Below are 16,943 nucleotides of genomic sequence, written 5' to 3'. Positions count from 1 at the left end.
TGGGGTTTTGATGAGAAAAAATAAATTGATTCTATATGTTAATATTTTTTACGTCACCTTTATTAATATCCTTAATAAAAAAAAAGCAGTGGTATAATAATGACCAAGATGTTTAACGTGAATATAGATGCTGAAGGATTTGATCCAAACGAAGCACAAGAATGGGTTAATGAAATGGGAAATGTCTATGCAGATATGGAAGTATCTGATGTAAATATTTCTGGCAACAAAATTAGTTTCAAGGCCGGATTTTCAGGTATGGATGACACTACCGAAGACGATATTCGAATGAAACTGGACGAATATATGACAATGCATGAATTGTTTCAAGCAAAGAATATATCCGTGACAGCCTAAATAACCTCTACTATTTTTTCTTTGCTTAAGAATATCACTTCAAGCTTATATAAGTTTATAAGTAAGATCTTCGACATTGATATGGTTTTCAAGTATGACTTGTAAAGGTATTTGTATCAGACATAAAGCTCAAAAGCCTGTGGGATCGGGTCGATATGCAAGCGGCCAAAAACGATGCCAAATTTGCGAAATTTTCATAAAATGGGATGGTTTGTGGTGTCCATGCTGTGGATATAGACTTAGAACTAAACCAAGAAACCTGAAATATAAGGCCAAATTGAGAGCAAGAAACAAAACAGTTGAACCACTAGAACAGGCAATAGTGATTCAATAATTTTATTTAGGTTAGTAGTAATTTATTATACTCTATAAGAAGTTTTATCTCTTTTTTCAAAAATATTTTTTCCTTACTATCAATATCAGTAATACGCTTCAAAAGCTCTTGATAGGAAGTTTTTTGTTCTTGTTCTTGAAAGTTGTCTGCAACATAATTATAAATCAAAAACAATCCGTCTACATACATTGATTTGTGTTTGAAAAAATTAACTTTTTTCAAAATCAGGTTTTTCGTTGGCGAATGGAGATTTCCAGATAACATTCTTAATGATTTTTCACTCCTCTCTAGGGCAGAGACATTGGCTTTATGCATGCCCAAGAATTCTAGTAAGTTATCAATCCGTTCTCTTACTTTGATTGATTGAGATTGAATAATTGAATTAATTTGATGTTTGAGGTGAGAAGGCCTATGTTCCTTACCTGAATACAATTGAACATAATTCCTAAGTGTTCGTAAGGATGCCATTTTTAGTTCAAATGAAACCATTTTTTCATCTATAAATTCTTGAGATAAGTAATTTGATAAAAAGGACAAGTTATAGATGTTATCAAACAACTCTTTCTTTATTTCAAATTTAAATGTCTTGCGAAAATTTTCATGTTTTTTTCTAAAGTGATCAATTTCCGTATTCCTAAGTGCTTTTCTTGGAAAATAAACATAATCCGAGTACCTTATAAAGGTATTATCATGGAATATGGCAGCAGGAATAATTTGCACTTGAAAGTTTAGTTTGGACTTTCGCTTGGTGGTTTCAAAAATTTTATAATAGAGAGGAGTTGGATATGAATCGTGCGATTCACTAAGAGCAATAATATTATACTCACAGCAATCATGGACAATGATGTCATCATCTGCCTGACATCCAACTAAGATGCAATCATGCTGAGGAAAATTTTTTTCTAAAAAAGTACTGATGTCCTTACTATTGTCCATGATCCATCGTTTTATATGATTAGACTATTAATATAAATGGAAAAAATTCTCTAATACTAAGGAAATTCCAAAAAATATTGGAAAATAAATTCGGCCATTTTAACGAGCAGACCCTCTTTCAGGTGTTATGATTGTCTTCCAAAGTGAATAACACGGCTTTTCGAAAAGCAATTTATTCCCTTATAAAATGTATCAAAATGAAAATAAGCCTTTCTAAGAAGGATTAAAGATGATGATTATGATGCCTTTGTAAGTGTTTATACTGCATTAATTTATTGTTACCCGTCTAGCATTCTAATAATCTGTAGCGTCATCTCTTTCAAAGACAGGGCCTATCGACGCTCCTCTACCGGCACCTGTGAATGTACCTCTTATCTTTGCAACATCCATATTTTTAGTTATATACTCAAGCATTTGCAAGTTGAATCTATGGGCTACAACAATATGTGTACCTTGATCGTAAAAGGCTGGCATTACGCCTAAACCTTCGGTAATGATTGATCTAATTTTTTCCTCATCTGGTCTTTTATCAAGAAATATTTCTATCGTATACATTGGGGATTCGTCTCTTTTGATTCGATGTAACATATCAATGATCAATCTGGTGTCCACCTTTGGTAGAACAGTCTTCATTGAATTTTCAAAATCATCAAATTTTCTAACCAGGTCTTCAATCCCGCTCATATAAATTTTTATAACTACCTTACTATAATAATCTAACTGATTATCCTACACAAATAATGACCAATTCACAATTATAACGATTGTGTCGAGTCATACTTGTATTCTAAGGACAATGTCCTTAAATATCTATTTAAGTGCGTGATTAATCTCTTACTGATTCAGGGTATAACAATTATTTGTTTACCTAGATGGATATCGGGTTATAAATCATATTCGTATTTAGATGGTTATGATATACATAACTTGGCAACGTTAGTAATATGTATTAGAAGTATGTATAAGGGAAATTAATCAAAGTTACTGGATTGTGTAAATAAGAATTATTCATAGGACATGCTGACAATTAAGGACAATTAGGTCAGTTTAAGAGATTGTGAAGATTCTCCGTGAGGTCTAAACTACTTCTTAAATACCTATCTTAACTTTTAATTCAGCGAAATCCGGACTAGATTTTAAATAATTACTAATGTTTTTATTTTGAAAATATAAAAAAGGTTGAGGTATTCTATTTACCTAAACAGAGACCTGCTGGGACTGATGAATTGCAGTTGTTGTCATTGAAGATGTTATTGTTTACGTTCAATGGAAGTCCATTTGCATTGTTGATGTCGACACCGCTGTTATCTAGTATGTTGTTTGAGGTTACCACGTTGTCTCGGCTTTGACCATCAAAGAACAATCCACTAACTGATCCTTGTATGGTATTGAAGGAGACTTGATTTGATGCAGAATTTACAAAGGTGATTCCTGCAAGGTCGTTGGATTTGAATAGGTTTGTTACCAAACTAGAGCCAGTCGAAGAATGAGATGCCACTCCTATGTTATTATTGAAGAACTGATTGTCCTCAATTGCAGTGTTTGCTGCGCCAGTATTAAAGGATCCGATTTGGTTACCTGTGAATGTTACGCCAGATATTTTATCGTCTTGACCACCAGTGTTCAATACACCTGCTTGGAAGTTTTCAATCATTCCTGGACCTACTATGTTTACATCATCCATATCAGAAAGCATTATTCCTACTTTGGATGTTGAAATTCCTGGGCCAGAAATCGTGTGTCCATTAAGGTCTAATGTGATTCCGTCTTCTCCGATTATCAAGCCATCTGTCTTACAATCTAAGTTAGATGTCAACTTCACACTTTGCTTAATTACTTCACCACAGGATACACTTGCACTAACGGGTGCATTTGTAGCAGTAACTGGTGCTTCGCTTGCAGTTGTAGTCTGTGCTTCTTCGGCTGCTACTTCTTCCTCAGAATTGCCATTTTGGTTTACTTGGAAACTGAGGTTATTGCAGCTTCCTGTTGTACTGCCTCCAGACAAGCATTCAGAACTTTGAGAGCTTGAACTTGATTGACTAATTCCATCTTTTGAACTGTTGTTTCCATCCTCACTGTTTTGAGCTGTGGCTTGGTTTCCTCCAGTTGTAGCATAGGACAATGAAGCTGATGATGAAACCGTCAAGCTAAAAACTAGTAAAGATGCTAGCATTGCAATCGATAAGATTTTCTTGGTTTGTATTGCCATTTACAATATGTATATTCTAAAAAAATATATCGATTTTCAGTAATTTTCTAATAACAAACAACATTGGATTTGTCATTGATAATTGTTATATTTATTTCGTAGAAAGTATAATACTCATCCCTTGTATTTGGATGACTCAAGAGTTTCACAAAGAATCTATAAACCTCACGAAATCCGGTGAGTGCACAGATTTGGTCTTATCCCAAACAGTTAGAAATTTAGGTATAGATTTCATCGCCTTTGCCGAAGACATCCATCTAAGCCACAACTGATCATCAATTACCCGAGTCTTGTGTAGTCTGTATATAAACTCATACAAGTCAATAAAGGCCCTCAACATATAGAATTGATCTGGACTCTCAACCAAAGCGAAACGATCTGCAAAAAAAGGACTCTCACGGGCCATTTTGATAAACGGTTCAGAGGTTTCAAGTTTGAGTCGCGCTTCTATCATGCGGGCATAGATTTGATATTCACTTTGTAGTCTCAAGTTCTTACGATTTACCACTAATGTAAGAATTGACAAGAATAATAATCCCGATGTAATAATAGGTAGATACTCTAGTAAACTCATCATTAGAGCATTAAGACAAGAGTATCTTTAAAACAATTTTAGGTTGATATGAAAAAGTTCTAAACGTTTTTCTGACTGATAATTGACAGTAACTGTGACCGAGCAGGACATATTTCAATAATTGCCATGATGGTTAATTAGTAGAAGATTGTATCTTGCGTAATGCTTATTCAAGTTTCCTAATAATAAGGTTAATCAATTCAATTAATCAATAACGTTATACTTCACATCTTCTCTCTTGTATCAAATATTATCAAATCTACTTTAGTTTTATTACTATATTACATTATTTTTGCAGATATATCTATAGTAATTTATAATTATTACAATCAATAGCTTATATACTAGAATAATGAAGATAAGTTGAAGATAAAATGGCACAAATGCCAGCACTAATTCCAAAAGAAGTAGAAATTCAAAGACTAAAAAAGATCTATTTGATGGTCATTATGCTAGGATCTATTGCTGCATCAGTCGAAGTAGACAACTTTGTTGATGGATCTCTTCACCAAACAGCAATCAGAGATAGTGCATTTACACCAGCACACTGGTGGTTGTACAGTCACTTTATTGCACTTCCCTTAGGCTGGGGATTTGTTGCAATGTATGACAGAAGAGTTCCAGTACTACGAGGACCAAACAACTCAATGAATACCGGTCTAAAGATCACCATTATCGGTTACTTGGCAACCATGTTTACCATAGGTATCAACGAAATGTGGCACTTTTGGTTCGTTGAAGAGATATTCTCAGTACCAAACCACTGGATGTTTAACATGGGTGTAGTAGTAGCATTTATGGGTGCTTTGGCCTATGTGGTCAGAGTATACGCACGTTTGGTGGAGCTTGGAGCTGAAACTCCTGCAAGAAATCCATACGTAGCAGAAATGTACAAACTAGCATTAGAAGGAAAGCTCTACAGCAGATCAATCCCATAAAATAATTTTTTTATTTTTTTAGTTTATTTAATAATAGTAGTTTTAGACCAGGCTAGGTATTGTCAATAGTATATGTATTATTTTTCAGTCAGCCATTATTGAGAATCTAAAAAATGATGCCAAACATTACCAGTGTGTACACTAATTACTCAAATTAGGATTATTCAGCATCCTGTTCTGAAGAGGTTAACTTTGTTAATTTACGATCTAATTCTTCAAGCTGCTGTGGTAGCCATGTTCTAATCCATGAGGCTTCTCTGCCCCCGATCTTGATTGTTTTTGTAACATATGGCTTTCGTGGATAAATGTATCTACCGTATTCTATATTACATTCTACCACTATCTTTAATTTCTTCTCAGTATCTGATTTACGTTCATTTTTCCATGTCGGGGATATCCCATCCCAAGGTATGTAATAGGTACCTCTCTTGAGTTGACGCAAAAGGTGAATACAACCTTCAAAATATTTAGCCCTCAGAATTTCGATGCTTTCATTCTGTCGGGTTAAGGATACCGAAGAAAGGGTAATAGTCATATGAGTATATAATCCAAAATATTTGTATAATTGGGTTTAATACTATTATAGTATACTACTAGTATAAATTTTTTTTATGGAATATTTGTAGGTTAGAATCTCTGGTCTTGCCGCACTGTAGGAAATGTTATAGAATCTCTGCAATGCGGAAATGACATAACTCCTGGGCTTAGAATCCAATCCCAAATTCCAATGTCTCTCATAAGGGAACATGCACGTGCGTTGCATACAATTGGAGTTTAGATAAAGTAATTTGCTATTTGCACATATTTCTGAGAACATCGTAAATTTATCTCATAAGGAGAAGGTGAAGAGAGTTAGGTATGGGATTCGAATGAAACATCTTCTTCCTGGAATAAATTTTAACATTGGATTTCAATGATAATATTTTTCGTAGTTTGAAAACATTAAACTATTAACTATTTTTGGAATATTTGTATCGATATTTCCAATAGATATATACTTTGAGTATTAACCTGTATCAACATTCTTTTTGAAAACTCCTTTTTCATTGTACCATACTAATATAATGAGATTTACTTTCCTGCTGGAAATTGAAGAATAACATCAGAGTTTGCGAATTTAAAAAAGTTTCTTGTTCTGGATTCTACGTCTGAAACATGATACCTCGAACTGGATTCATGAGGACTTTATGATACAGGCAAAAGGTTGGGCATATTTTGATGTGGTTTTAGGCTGGTTAGAAATGACTGTCGTAATACCCACCACCCTTTCGATAAGACACTCCTGTTTATGAATGAATAGTTTTTGGTATGCATTCTTATCCTTTAGTAATAATGTTTCTCAAAAGATTTTTGAAATGATAAATTTTTAATATTTCATTTATATTTGTTTATTCATGTTAGAAAAAGCTCAGTTTGATAACGCAAAAGCCGAAGCATTTTCTGGTAAGCTATTAGAGATTATAAACGGTGGTTGTCTTTCCCTATTGATAAGTGTAGGTCATAAGACTGGACTATTTGATGTAATGTCAGGATTGCAGAAACCAGCTACATCGGAGGAAATTGCAAAGGAAGCAAATCTTTGTGAAAGATATGTTAGGGAATGGCTTGGTGGGATGGTGGTAGGTGGTATTGTTGAATATTATCCTGATGGAAAAAGATATCTGTTACCTCCAGAACATTCGGCTTTTACTACAAGGGCTGCCGGGATTAATAACTTGGCTCTCTTTTCGCAATATGTATCTTTGATGGGTCTCGTGGAGGATAAGATTGTAGAATGCTTTAGAAATGGTGGCGGTGTTCCCTATTCAGATTATCCAGGGTTTCAAGCTTTACAAGCTGAAGAGACCTCTAGGGTATTTGATTCGAGATTAATAAATGATATAGTACCCTTAACAGGTCAAGAAATGATTAGTAAGCTTCAAAGCGGTGCTTCCGTTCTAGAAGTAGGTTGTGGGCGTGGCCATGCGTTAAATCTTATGGCGAAAGCGTTCCCAAATAGCAAGTTCTTCGGATTCGACTTTTCAGAGGAAGGAATTGAAGCTGGGATAAAAGAATCTCAAGAAATGAATCTCACAAATGTTATATTTGAAGTAAAAGATGTCAATACTATCTCTGAAACTAACGAATATGATCTTGTGATGGCCTTTGATACTATCCACGATCAAGCTCACCCTACTACGGTGTTATCGAAGATCCGTGATGCCCTAAAATTTGATGGAGTTTTTCTTATGCAAGACATTGCAGCTTCTAGTAACGTAGAAGAGAATATTCAAAACCCCTTGGCACCTTCTCTCTATACATTTTCGACAATGCATTGTATGACCGTCTCATTGGCTCAGAATGGAGAAGGGCTGGGAACTGTTTGGGGGAGACAAATGGCTGAGCAAAAACTAAAAGATGCAGGCTTTTCGGGACCAATTGATGTCAAGCAAATCGGTGGGGATGTTTTGAACTACTATTATGTAGTCAAAAAGACCCAATAATGCCGTCTAGACCTATGTAGACTATACGATTTCAATTTTCCAACGATTGAATGACGAAACTGAAAATGATAGTTTCTATAATTGTCATAACCCTTCGGTAAGAATTGCAAATCGTTAGTTCTTCTACATCTAACCCTATACGGCGAATTCATTTTTCCGAGTCAAATCGCTTCAAAAAAATCTTATAGTTTTATCAAGTGTAAGGAATATCGTGTTCCGATCATGAAGATTAGTGATTCATTTCTGGGTATTTTGTATTAAAAGTAGTAGCCTGATATGCAAACGAGAATCAATCTCAAATGATTTATTGTTTTGATCTAAAAACACTGATATCGTTATTAATTCTAAAACCAATTTTTAAATTCAAAAACATCTGTGTTGGTCAGAGAAATCATGAAACCTAAGACCGAGTTAGGCTTTTCTAACCTATTCGGTGCCCAAATACACAACATATGTTTACATCTAAAATACAAATACTACAACTCCGACAAAACATATATCTGTCTAAATTTATCTATTCTGTCTGATAATGTGTATGCAGTATTTTGTTAGAATTTGTATGGTGTTAATAGTAATCGCAGGTACGGTCTCGATGGTATTGGTAAACGATATCAATTTTCTATCATCCGAAGCCAATGCTCAATTATTTTCTGATAGAAGACATACAACTTTGATAATTGATGCTCCAATTGCTGTAGCAGAAGATAATGTATACGTAGTCTGGTGGACTAATAAATCGGGAAATAACGAAGTTCTGTTTAGAGCATCCAATGATAACGGTGCTACGTTTGGAGATAAGATTAATCTAAGTAATACTCCAGATTCAGAATCAGAAGATGTTGAAATACAAGCATCAGGCAATAATGTATATGTAACTTGGTGGGAGAGAAACCAAACTATTAACGATCCTGTAATGAGAATTAGTAATGATAATGGTGAAACCTTTGGACCCTTGTTGCTCCTTGCTTTGAATGGAACCCTGTCTGGTGGTACAGAAAACACGGATTAGACAACCACTACAATTTTCTTTCCAATGAGTGTCTTAACACTACATCTGAGTGCGGTAAGACGTGATATTGTCCAATATAACGTGGTTTTGTAATTGAAAACTAATGATCGTAGAATTATTTATCCTGGCTTTGGTATACTCCTATTTTTTACTCTTTACTGAAAACCATATCAACCCCAAAATTTTAAAAAATTATTTCTTCAATTTCTTCAATAATAATGATAAGGCAATTTAGGATGTGAATTCTATCCTTTCAAATCTGAGGAATACGGTTTTATTTGTTTGATAGTTTTATTTCTATCTTTCATAGAATCCCTAATCGAAAACGTGTTTTTAACTCCACTAAGTATATGCCGTGTCAAATGTTGTTTCCATAATTTTAGAATGAATCCAACTTCGTTGTTATGATACGGCGGGATAAATTCCACTCGATATCTATTGAATTCCTTTAAACAATCATTATTGCTACATCTCTACTATCGAGTTATTATTTTTTAAAAAATGATAAAACATATCACACGCATATCCTTTTAAACGATGATCATGATGGTAACCTATCCATTTATAATTTAGAATTTTCGGATAATAAATCCATATGTGATATAAAGATCTAAGGATATACCCGATCCAACAATCGGGTATTTCATGAGATGTGTGGAATCAGATCTATGACTCATGAAATTACTGGAATTGTGATCTTTCCTGAAGTTGCGGGTTCAGGAGCAGAATATTCGTTCGATCACGTTTACCAACAGATATTGTTTGGTTTTAAACAGCCATCTTACGCACCGAATTCCTTGAATTAAATAAGGAGGTGTAAATATGCTAATACCCTAAACAGCAGACAGAAAGGAAATTGTATGAATATCTTCACAAATCGGATGGCATAGTATTTGATTGTCAATTTATTTTATCGTTTAATCTCGATATCTGTATGATATTTAGTAATTATGCACTTGGATTAGAATTATATATCAAATTCGTAACTATATTTGATTAAATATTTATCAATAATACATAGTGTAAAAGGATAAAAAGATGCAGAACAGGGAATGGGATTTACATATCTCGTTTTACTCGAGGAGACAAGAGCATAGCAGAAATAAAAAGTCATCAAATTTGCGATAATGATAGAATATACAAATGCTAATCACAACCAAGCACAATTTAAGTTAATTGGTTTCATATATTTCTTACAGATCTAATCAAACACATCTAGCGACAAAAATATCTTGATTCTAATTGATGAAGTCTGAGTAAAATTGATTCAAAAATGAATAAAATCACTCGTACAGCTTTTTTGCGATTTTATATTAACCTATCTTATTATATTGAATAGCTACGTGCAAGTAAGAAATTGGTTAGAGAATAAATTCAAGTTGGCTAGAATCCTAGATGGAAATCATATCATACTCAAGTTAAATCTGATTGCATATACAAACAAGGATACTATCTTTTCTAACATTGGTGTACATCTAATGTGAAAGATGACAAGATTTCTATCGATTAAATGATATTAATTGTAGTTTCAAAAAAAAACATTTTGGAGTGAATGAAGGAAATATGTAGGAGTTAAAGGTACTTCTATTCCAATACTGCTTGTATATTGGACATCAACTATGCTTTTCAATCCAATGGGTTTGCTAGAAGTATTTTGAGGTTACCCGTTAGGATGTGTAGTATTATCTGAGCGTGTGAATATTGATGATGTGAACTATAATGTAAAAACATACTATTACTATATTGTCTGTAAATCATGTGGAAAGGAAAATCAGACGGATACATCGTGATAAAGGGTGAGATTACCGCATCTCTTGTTTAATCATTTATAAATGTTTCGTGGTATAGATCTATTAAGGATAATTAATTAAACGATTGTGTCGCATGCGACACATTTATTTCATGCCTGAAAAGTATATAAAGAAATTATTAATTATCTAGTAAAAAAAAGCTTTACAATCTTTTGATTTCTGAAGCATATATTATTTAATATATTAATAAGATTTATATAAAATAAATATTTTTGTTCGGTAAAGTTTATTTGAACAGTATCTACTTAATTCGATCTGAAATCAACCAAGGTTACTACATGATTTAGCCGAAATTAACCAATATGTGTTGAAATTCTATAAATATGTTCATAGTATGAATGAAAATAGCGAGTAGCAATGAAATTTCAGTATTCTACTGGTTTTTTTTATAGCATTTTAATACATATACCCTTTAACCTGAAAAAATGATAGAGAACTGGAATCAAATTGATTATATCACTCTATAGAATTACACATTTTGTTTATAGAGTAACATCTTTTGGATAATTGTGTTATTTATTATTATTTGTCAAACAAACCATGATTTGATAAATCCATCATAAATACACTTCCCTTTTTTGAACTGTAGAAAGAGAAATTCTGCACATTTTCAACCATCCTTTCACTCGTCTCAGAGGAGTAGAATGAATTGATATATTTGCTAATGAATTAGGATCATCTCGTATCGAACCATATATCTTCATAAAACTGGGTGGTAATTGTCTCCATGTCTCACAAATCTTGATTGACTATTTTAATTTCTATTTCAATCCGATCCCATGAATGGATATAAATTTTATTCCCTTCCTTTCCTTTTTCAATTGAAATAATCAAAATAATAACCAAAGACAACCCTGACGACGAATCGATAAATAATACTTTGGTCATCATTATTGGAACTGATCAAAGAAATGTGCTAAATGGTATGCAAAAAGTATTTGATAGGGAATTTGAAAAATATGGTAATCAAAAAGAATCAGATATTCACAATATGGACTACGGGATTAGATAAGTATGGTCATGAATAAGGAACCAAATCAATAAATCGAATGAGTGAATTGCTTTCTTAATATGTTTGTTTAACTCTAGGCTGTATCCAAAGGCATATACGATTGGAGATACACTTTATTTATTAACCCCAAATTATAGTAAAAATCACATCTCCAATAATTTCATTTGGGTCTTGCATCTCTTGCCCACATTATCAACGTCACCTATGATGCAAGACCCAAGGAACTAAGAATTCTTATCTATCCATGTGAGTTGTCATTTTCCGAGCGAAATTTGGTTATCCTTTTAGATGTATGTCATGAAAACAGACAGTGTATATATTCTTGTTTATATTTCTGATTCAATACGAATTTACGAGAACTATCTGTTGGATAGACTGGGACCAAATAATCTCTCTCGATGTAACACATTCTGATAATCCTATTGATGAATAATCATGACAGATCTCAAACATTCTATCAAAACTCGTTTGGATAGAATATAATGACGATGATTGACTCATTAACTGGTTCTTACTTTCGGATGTTCAAAACTGTGGACACATTCAGTGGTAAAGGAATAACAGGTGCATGATGAAAAAACGATAAATAACAATGTTACTAACATCTCTTTATTCCCTCAATAGAATATCGCCTAGGTAAGCGAGTCGAGCAATGAGCTAAATATGAGGAGGTTTTTCATGTTTTTATTATTATTGTATACCTAAGTAGATAATATCGTTTAGTATCTAGCACGATTGTTGAAGTGCTATAAGTTGGTTGAAACAGTAGTTCTGATCGATTTGATCCTGACTTTTACACTATGTTGTTTTTTATTCGTTATTCTTTTCTTACTCTTTATTGTATTGAATCCATCGTGAATAAACCCTGAATTAATTTCAATTACGTTATCGAATCTAGAGTTTATCGAATAGTCATCCATCAACTGATTACTATTATCATACCACATTATTACAAAATATTTGTTAGACAGGTTAACTAGAGTGTCTATCAGTTCATTGACTAGTTTTTCATTATGTATATATTCTGCTTTTGATTTTTCAACATCATGCTTAGATCTAATTCCGTTTGACGAGATTAGAGTATCCAGTAAATCCAAGACAATTATTTGTATTTTGCAACTTTCAAGTTTACATAGTTGTTTGGGTAATTCATTTATTACGATATTCAATAATTGATAAAATGTAAAGGCTCTTACTACAATGATTTGGTTCAAGATCTTATTACTATCAAATTCATTTTTCATCGCCTGCTGAACTAGCTGCAAATAAATTTGACCCAGGTTGTTACCATTTCCGGCGTCTATCATGATTGTCCTTTTTTGCGAATTGTCATTATCTGTAGCATGATAATTTACACATGCATTGGTGATGATGGAGTAAAGAAAAGATGTAGCCGATGACTTGGAAGAATTAAGCATTAGGCAGACATTTTTCTTGTTTTCAAACGAAAGACACTGGTCAATTTTTGGAACGCTAAATAATTTTCTGTTTCGTTCATTGAACTCGTCAAAAGCATTAACAAATGATTGACTAGATGATGTCTGTTTTTGCATGCAGATAAATATTGTAACATGTTAATATATATTACCCTGCGTAATATAGTGTATGATCAGCAAGTTTGTAAGTCATCTCAATTGCTCGTGAGCTACTGGAATACCTGCCTTCCAAATTTTCATAGGTATCATTCTCTTATCTTGAAATTCTTTACATTTAACCGATAAAAAGTCCTATAAGGTAATATCTAAATTCTCGTGTATCAATTAATCTTGTCTCTTAAGGATTATTTCAGGAAATTATTGTGTCTGCTACATTATTACTTTTAAAATCTATTCTAATGAGTGCTCCGGTCGGGATTTGAATTCGGTATCTCGCCTTGCGTGAGCAAATCGACGATTATAGTACATTTGACGGTAAAAAACATATTGGTTTAAATGGATTTTTACAATATTTACTATCTCTAAAACTCAATCCTGCAACTATCAAAACACGAATGGCGTGTGCTAAATATTATCACCATTTATTGGTAACTAGAGATTTTTCAGAGATAATGGAATTTTCAATTGACAAAAAGAAGCATATAATGAAATCACTGGCTTTGTTATCAAAATATTTAGGATGTAGTGAAACATGGCATCCTTATACTAACAGATATAAATTAAAATGGACAGCAATTAGAGACTCGTTAACAAGCTTTCATAGTATCACTAATCAGGATAAGGATTTTAGCAATATGCTTGGTTGGCTTAAGAATGCAATAGAAAAATATCTGCGATTTTATAATATCGTTAAATTTAGGGTATTGATTGGTCTGAGGCCGGTCCAAATCTTAAAATCATTTGCCTTGATTCTAAATCCAGAATCAAAGAAAGAATGTCATTCTCAGGATGGAAAAGTGATAGAACACTTTCGGTTTCCATCCATATTCTTGAGGAGGACCAAAAAGGTATCATATAGAGCATAAATGAGGAAATTTTGAATCTTGTAGAAAAACATGGAGTTGAGGTTCTGAATTATGACAAAACAAGATTAACCTTTGAACGAAACGATCAAAAATTCTACATATCCTATTGTGGAAAAGTCTTTACTTTTTTAAGGAGCGAGGGAATCGAACCAGAGTTAATCGACTTGTTGCAAGGTAGTATTCCCAATTCAGAGTTTGTACGACACTATTACAGACCGACTTGATCAAAGTTTGATCTGATCAGATCTGAATTGATTGTATTGCATAAACTTATCAATACAAAACTGTTACTCTAGTGACGTGGTGATCCTAATACAAAATCCTTTAAATCAGATGTTATTACCATTATGGGATGGGGCTGTGATCTTTAAATCGTTATATGATAGAAATTATTTAATTAGAAATGAGTTGTTTGTTTACCTTGGTTAAAAACGGAAGAAATCTTTTACGTTGATTCTTAGGATATTTTGACGACTGTGTTTTAATTTCCATAAATATTCAACAAATTCGCCTCTACTTATAATAACCGCCTAGGTTGATTATTTCTTTCATATCTCAGGTGAATTATAAGACAACTGATGAACAACTGTTCAACAGCTTCTCATCAAGAGACCTACGGCCGTGGCATTTTGTTTGCTTAATCACATCCGAATATTTCGAATGATTTATATATATTGTATTTAATTCACAATATAATGAATAAACTCGATTTAGGATTTACTTCAATCGCATTGATTGGAGCTATTGCATTAGTAACACAACTTTCAGGGACAACGGCCTTTGCACAACAAACAGAACAATCGACTCCTTTCGTTGTTCAAAATACAACCAAGTCTATGCAAGATCCGTTACCAGGTCACGAAATGCATCAAATTGTGATTGCTGCTCCGCCCCGAGATGATGGAAAGATATATTCTGGTATTGCATCCTTTACTGCAAGTCAACCAGTTGAAGTAGTAATGTTACATCCATATCAATCTGGACAAAATACCACCGAAACAGGAGAGCCTTTGAATGCACCGTTTGGTGATGGCAAAGTCGCAATATCTTTGATGAAACAATTTACCGATTCTCCAGTTAGTTCCGGTTCATTCGTCTTTGCTGGTAACGCATTGGCATTTCACAATATAGAAGGAAAACCATTCGTTATAACATACACTGTAGACGGACATATTGACTCATTGACACAATGATAAAAGATGTAATTTCTCCCTACTTTTTTAATTCTTGTGACATTTCCTACATAATAGTTTCAAGATTTGATTTTAATCTATACTAGTCTCATCATTTAACTGCGGGATTATTCTCTCAATCATCTAATTTGTTGTCGACTACAAGTGCGGGCCCTTCTTCAAGAAATCATCGTATGATAAAAACCATTCCTCTATAAAGAGATAATAGATATTTGGTTAAAAATGGTGTATATTAGTATTTAATAGTTTATAGTATTGCTTTTGCTCTATAATTACAATACAATCTATTGAGTGTTGATTTATTTGAGGTGGTATATCTTTCAGCGATATCTTTCCAAATTTACAAGCATTTCAAGTTAAAAAATGCAAAAAACATATCGTCAGTTAGAAGGATATTTTGACGATGGCCGGGATTTGAACCCGTGATACTTGTAGTTCTTCTACCTCTTGCAAACTTCCATCATGTTGGTCTAAAGGCCAGTTCGAGCCTTTAGACTTTCCGTACCTTGCATTAACAATTAAGTTTCGAATTTGGATACATATTTTAATTCCCTTGGGTTTTATCTGCATTATTGCGGATTAGCATAATTATAACTATGGGGATAATAGTTACAGCATTATTATCATCGCCGTTAATTGTTCTCGATAGTTCTGGACATCGAGATGGTTGTCACAGATGGCATAGTTGTCCATCTGATAATGGAAGCTATGTTTGTGGAGATTTGGGATACGATGATGAATGCGGTGGCAATGAAGAAGAAGATGAAGAAGATGAAGATTCAAGTAGAAAATCATCAAATGATAATGAACATAACAATAATAATAATGATGATAATGATAACGATTATAGTTCAAATTCGGATAATAACAAAAACGGGAATAACGATGAGACTATTACACTGAATAGAAAGAATTCAGTTTCATCTGACCTTTGTTCTGGAAATGCAAATTGTTTTACAGGGGTTATTTCAAAGGTGATTGACGGAGATACAGTTGAAGTTGATAACCAAGTCACAATCAGGTTGGCATTGATCAATACCCCTGAACGGGGTGAACAAGGATACCAAGAAGCAAAGGATTTTCTCAGCTTGATTTGTGGAGTTGGAGAGAAAGCCCTAGTAGATGAAGATGATGGTCAAAAAGGCGGAAGCTATGGTAGAATGATTGGTCTTGTTTATTGTGGTGATGACAATTTATTATCAAATCAATTACTAATAGAAAATGACTATGCACAAATCTTAGAAGAGTATTGTGAACGTAGTGAGTTTTCTGACCTGGATTGGGCCCAAAAGAATGGCTGTTATTGACAAGCAAGATGTGTGTCCACATCACATTCATTATATGTCCACAAAATCTTGTTTGAAATTAGCCATGGTAGTGACATTTGAGAGACTAGGCCTTATCATGTATTTCAATCTCATTACCCTTTTCATTGAGTAACGACATTAACGTAGAAAACATAATCTTGACATTCCTATTAGATTTCAACTTTACGAATTATGAGGTTTATGGTAACTGCTAGAAATCATTCTTAACATCAGCTGTTTGTCCTCTTCTAAATAAGGATTTAAAATAAATGGATTTAGTTGATTTATAATTCTCTATTATATTTTATCATTTTCA

Annotated in this window: 16 protein-coding genes; 10 read left to right on the top strand and 6 right to left on the bottom strand. The window is 33.3% G+C overall.

Annotated elements, in window-relative coordinates:
- The first annotated feature begins 99 nt into the window (after positions 1 to 99).
- Both NFRAN_RS02070 and NFRAN_RS02065 read left to right on the top strand, forming a co-directional pair.
- Entirely contained in the window at positions 100 to 357 is a 258-nt protein-coding gene (locus tag NFRAN_RS02070; protein ID WP_134482856.1) for a hypothetical protein, read from the top strand.
- A gap of 94 nt (positions 358 to 451) precedes the next feature.
- Positions 452 to 691, top strand: coding sequence for a hypothetical protein (locus NFRAN_RS02065; RefSeq protein WP_134482855.1), 240 nt, complete (start codon positions 452 to 454; stop codon positions 689 to 691).
- A 6-nt stretch (positions 692 to 697) separates the two neighbouring features.
- On the opposite strand, the gene NFRAN_RS02060 is transcribed toward NFRAN_RS02065, so the two are convergent.
- The 4 genes from NFRAN_RS02060 to NFRAN_RS02045 form a co-directional block, all read right to left on the bottom strand.
- Positions 698 to 1,627: a hypothetical protein gene (locus NFRAN_RS02060; protein ID WP_134482854.1), complete on the bottom strand. Its 930-nt coding sequence runs from the start codon at positions 1,625 to 1,627 to the stop codon at positions 698 to 700.
- Positions 1,628 to 1,921: 294 nt separating this feature from the next.
- The gene (locus NFRAN_RS02055; protein ID WP_134482853.1) at positions 1,922 to 2,311 is read right to left on the bottom strand and encodes a hypothetical protein; all 390 of its coding nucleotides are present in this window, start codon (positions 2,309 to 2,311) and stop codon (positions 1,922 to 1,924) included.
- 505 nt (positions 2,312 to 2,816) lie between these two features.
- Positions 2,817 to 3,839 carry a NosD domain-containing protein gene (locus tag NFRAN_RS02050; protein WP_134482852.1) on the bottom strand — a complete coding sequence of 341 codons (1,023 nt, stop codon included), beginning with the start codon at positions 3,837 to 3,839 and terminating at the stop codon, positions 2,817 to 2,819.
- Between the two features lie 145 nt (positions 3,840 to 3,984).
- Positions 3,985 to 4,416, bottom strand: a complete 432-nt coding sequence (locus tag NFRAN_RS02045) for a hypothetical protein (RefSeq protein WP_145987988.1) — start codon at positions 4,414 to 4,416, stop codon at positions 3,985 to 3,987.
- A gap of 371 nt (positions 4,417 to 4,787) precedes the next feature.
- Here NFRAN_RS02045 and NFRAN_RS02040 point away from each other — a divergent pair, with 371 nt between their 5' ends.
- Positions 4,788 to 5,351: a methane monooxygenase/ammonia monooxygenase subunit C gene (locus NFRAN_RS02040; RefSeq protein ID WP_134482850.1), complete on the top strand. Its 564-nt coding sequence runs from the start codon at positions 4,788 to 4,790 to the stop codon at positions 5,349 to 5,351.
- A 160-nt stretch (positions 5,352 to 5,511) separates the two neighbouring features.
- On the opposite strand, the gene NFRAN_RS02035 is transcribed toward NFRAN_RS02040, so the two are convergent.
- A complete protein-coding gene (locus NFRAN_RS02035; protein WP_134482849.1) occupies positions 5,512 to 5,886 on the bottom strand; it encodes a hypothetical protein in 375 nt (124 codons plus the stop codon).
- A gap of 859 nt (positions 5,887 to 6,745) precedes the next feature.
- Here NFRAN_RS02035 and NFRAN_RS02030 point away from each other — a divergent pair.
- The 3 genes from NFRAN_RS02030 (at position 6,746) to NFRAN_RS13515 (ending at position 9,649) form a co-directional block, all read left to right on the top strand.
- Positions 6,746 to 7,834, top strand: coding sequence for a class I SAM-dependent methyltransferase (locus NFRAN_RS02030; RefSeq protein WP_172602045.1), 1,089 nt, complete (start codon positions 6,746 to 6,748; stop codon positions 7,832 to 7,834).
- A gap of 559 nt (positions 7,835 to 8,393) precedes the next feature.
- Entirely contained in the window at positions 8,394 to 8,843 is a 450-nt protein-coding gene (locus NFRAN_RS02025) for a hypothetical protein (protein WP_134482847.1), read from the top strand.
- 668 nt (positions 8,844 to 9,511) lie between these two features.
- On the top strand, positions 9,512 to 9,649 hold the full coding sequence (locus tag NFRAN_RS13515; RefSeq protein ID WP_172602044.1) for a hypothetical protein: 138 nt from the start codon (positions 9,512 to 9,514) through the stop codon (positions 9,647 to 9,649).
- Between the two features lie 2,763 nt (positions 9,650 to 12,412).
- On the opposite strand, the gene NFRAN_RS02020 is transcribed toward NFRAN_RS13515, so the two are convergent.
- Positions 12,413 to 13,219, bottom strand: coding sequence for a hypothetical protein (locus tag NFRAN_RS02020; RefSeq protein ID WP_134482846.1), 807 nt, complete (start codon positions 13,217 to 13,219; stop codon positions 12,413 to 12,415).
- A gap of 320 nt (positions 13,220 to 13,539) precedes the next feature.
- Between NFRAN_RS02020 and NFRAN_RS02015 the strand changes: the two genes are divergently transcribed.
- The 4 genes from NFRAN_RS02015 to NFRAN_RS02000 all read left to right on the top strand — a co-directional run bounded on the left by NFRAN_RS02015 (position 13,540) and on the right by NFRAN_RS02000 (position 16,627).
- Positions 13,540 to 14,127, top strand: coding sequence for a hypothetical protein (locus NFRAN_RS02015; protein ID WP_134482845.1), 588 nt, complete (start codon positions 13,540 to 13,542; stop codon positions 14,125 to 14,127).
- An 11-nt stretch (positions 14,128 to 14,138) separates the two neighbouring features.
- Positions 14,139 to 14,351, top strand: a complete 213-nt coding sequence (locus NFRAN_RS02010; RefSeq protein ID WP_134482844.1) for a hypothetical protein — start codon at positions 14,139 to 14,141, stop codon at positions 14,349 to 14,351.
- Between the two features lie 471 nt (positions 14,352 to 14,822).
- Complete coding sequence (locus NFRAN_RS02005) at positions 14,823 to 15,320, top strand: hypothetical protein (protein WP_134482843.1); 498 nt, start codon at positions 14,823 to 14,825, stop codon at positions 15,318 to 15,320.
- 572 nt (positions 15,321 to 15,892) lie between these two features.
- Positions 15,893 to 16,627, top strand: a complete 735-nt coding sequence (locus NFRAN_RS02000) for a thermonuclease family protein (RefSeq protein ID WP_145987987.1) — start codon at positions 15,893 to 15,895, stop codon at positions 16,625 to 16,627.
- Positions 16,628 to 16,943: the final 316 nt, after the last annotated feature.

The organism is Candidatus Nitrosocosmicus franklandus (assembly GCF_900696045.1).
In the GTDB taxonomy this organism is placed as follows: domain Archaea; phylum Thermoproteota; class Nitrososphaeria; order Nitrososphaerales; family Nitrososphaeraceae; genus Nitrosocosmicus; species Nitrosocosmicus franklandus_A.
Note: the sequence above shows the minus strand (reverse complement) of the source record. Positions and strands in the feature narration are given on the sequence as shown.

Excerpts from the sequence above, each read along its gene's own strand:
- NFRAN_RS02070 (WP_134482856.1), top strand. The coding sequence starts at position 100 with ATGACCAAGATGTTTAACGTGAATATAGATGCTGAAGGATTTGATCCA.
- NFRAN_RS02065 (WP_134482855.1), top strand. The coding sequence starts at position 452 with ATGACTTGTAAAGGTATTTGTATCAGACATAAAGCTCAAAAGCCTGTG.
- NFRAN_RS02060 (WP_134482854.1), bottom strand. The coding sequence starts at position 1,627 with ATGGACAATAGTAAGGACATCAGTACTTTTTTAGAAAAAAATTTTCCT.
- NFRAN_RS02055 (WP_134482853.1), bottom strand. The coding sequence starts at position 2,311 with ATGAGCGGGATTGAAGACCTGGTTAGAAAATTTGATGATTTTGAAAAT.
- NFRAN_RS02050 (WP_134482852.1), bottom strand. The coding sequence starts at position 3,839 with ATGGCAATACAAACCAAGAAAATCTTATCGATTGCAATGCTAGCATCT.
- NFRAN_RS02045 (WP_145987988.1), bottom strand. The coding sequence starts at position 4,416 with ATGATGAGTTTACTAGAGTATCTACCTATTATTACATCGGGATTATTA.
- NFRAN_RS02040 (WP_134482850.1), top strand. The coding sequence starts at position 4,788 with ATGGCACAAATGCCAGCACTAATTCCAAAAGAAGTAGAAATTCAAAGA.
- NFRAN_RS02035 (WP_134482849.1), bottom strand. The coding sequence starts at position 5,886 with ATGACTATTACCCTTTCTTCGGTATCCTTAACCCGACAGAATGAAAGC.
- NFRAN_RS02030 (WP_172602045.1), top strand. The coding sequence starts at position 6,746 with ATGTTAGAAAAAGCTCAGTTTGATAACGCAAAAGCCGAAGCATTTTCT.
- NFRAN_RS02025 (WP_134482847.1), top strand. The coding sequence starts at position 8,394 with ATGGTGTTAATAGTAATCGCAGGTACGGTCTCGATGGTATTGGTAAAC.
- NFRAN_RS13515 (WP_172602044.1), top strand. The coding sequence starts at position 9,512 with ATGACTCATGAAATTACTGGAATTGTGATCTTTCCTGAAGTTGCGGGT.
- NFRAN_RS02020 (WP_134482846.1), bottom strand. The coding sequence starts at position 13,219 with ATGCAAAAACAGACATCATCTAGTCAATCATTTGTTAATGCTTTTGAC.
- NFRAN_RS02005 (WP_134482843.1), top strand. The coding sequence starts at position 14,823 with ATGAATAAACTCGATTTAGGATTTACTTCAATCGCATTGATTGGAGCT.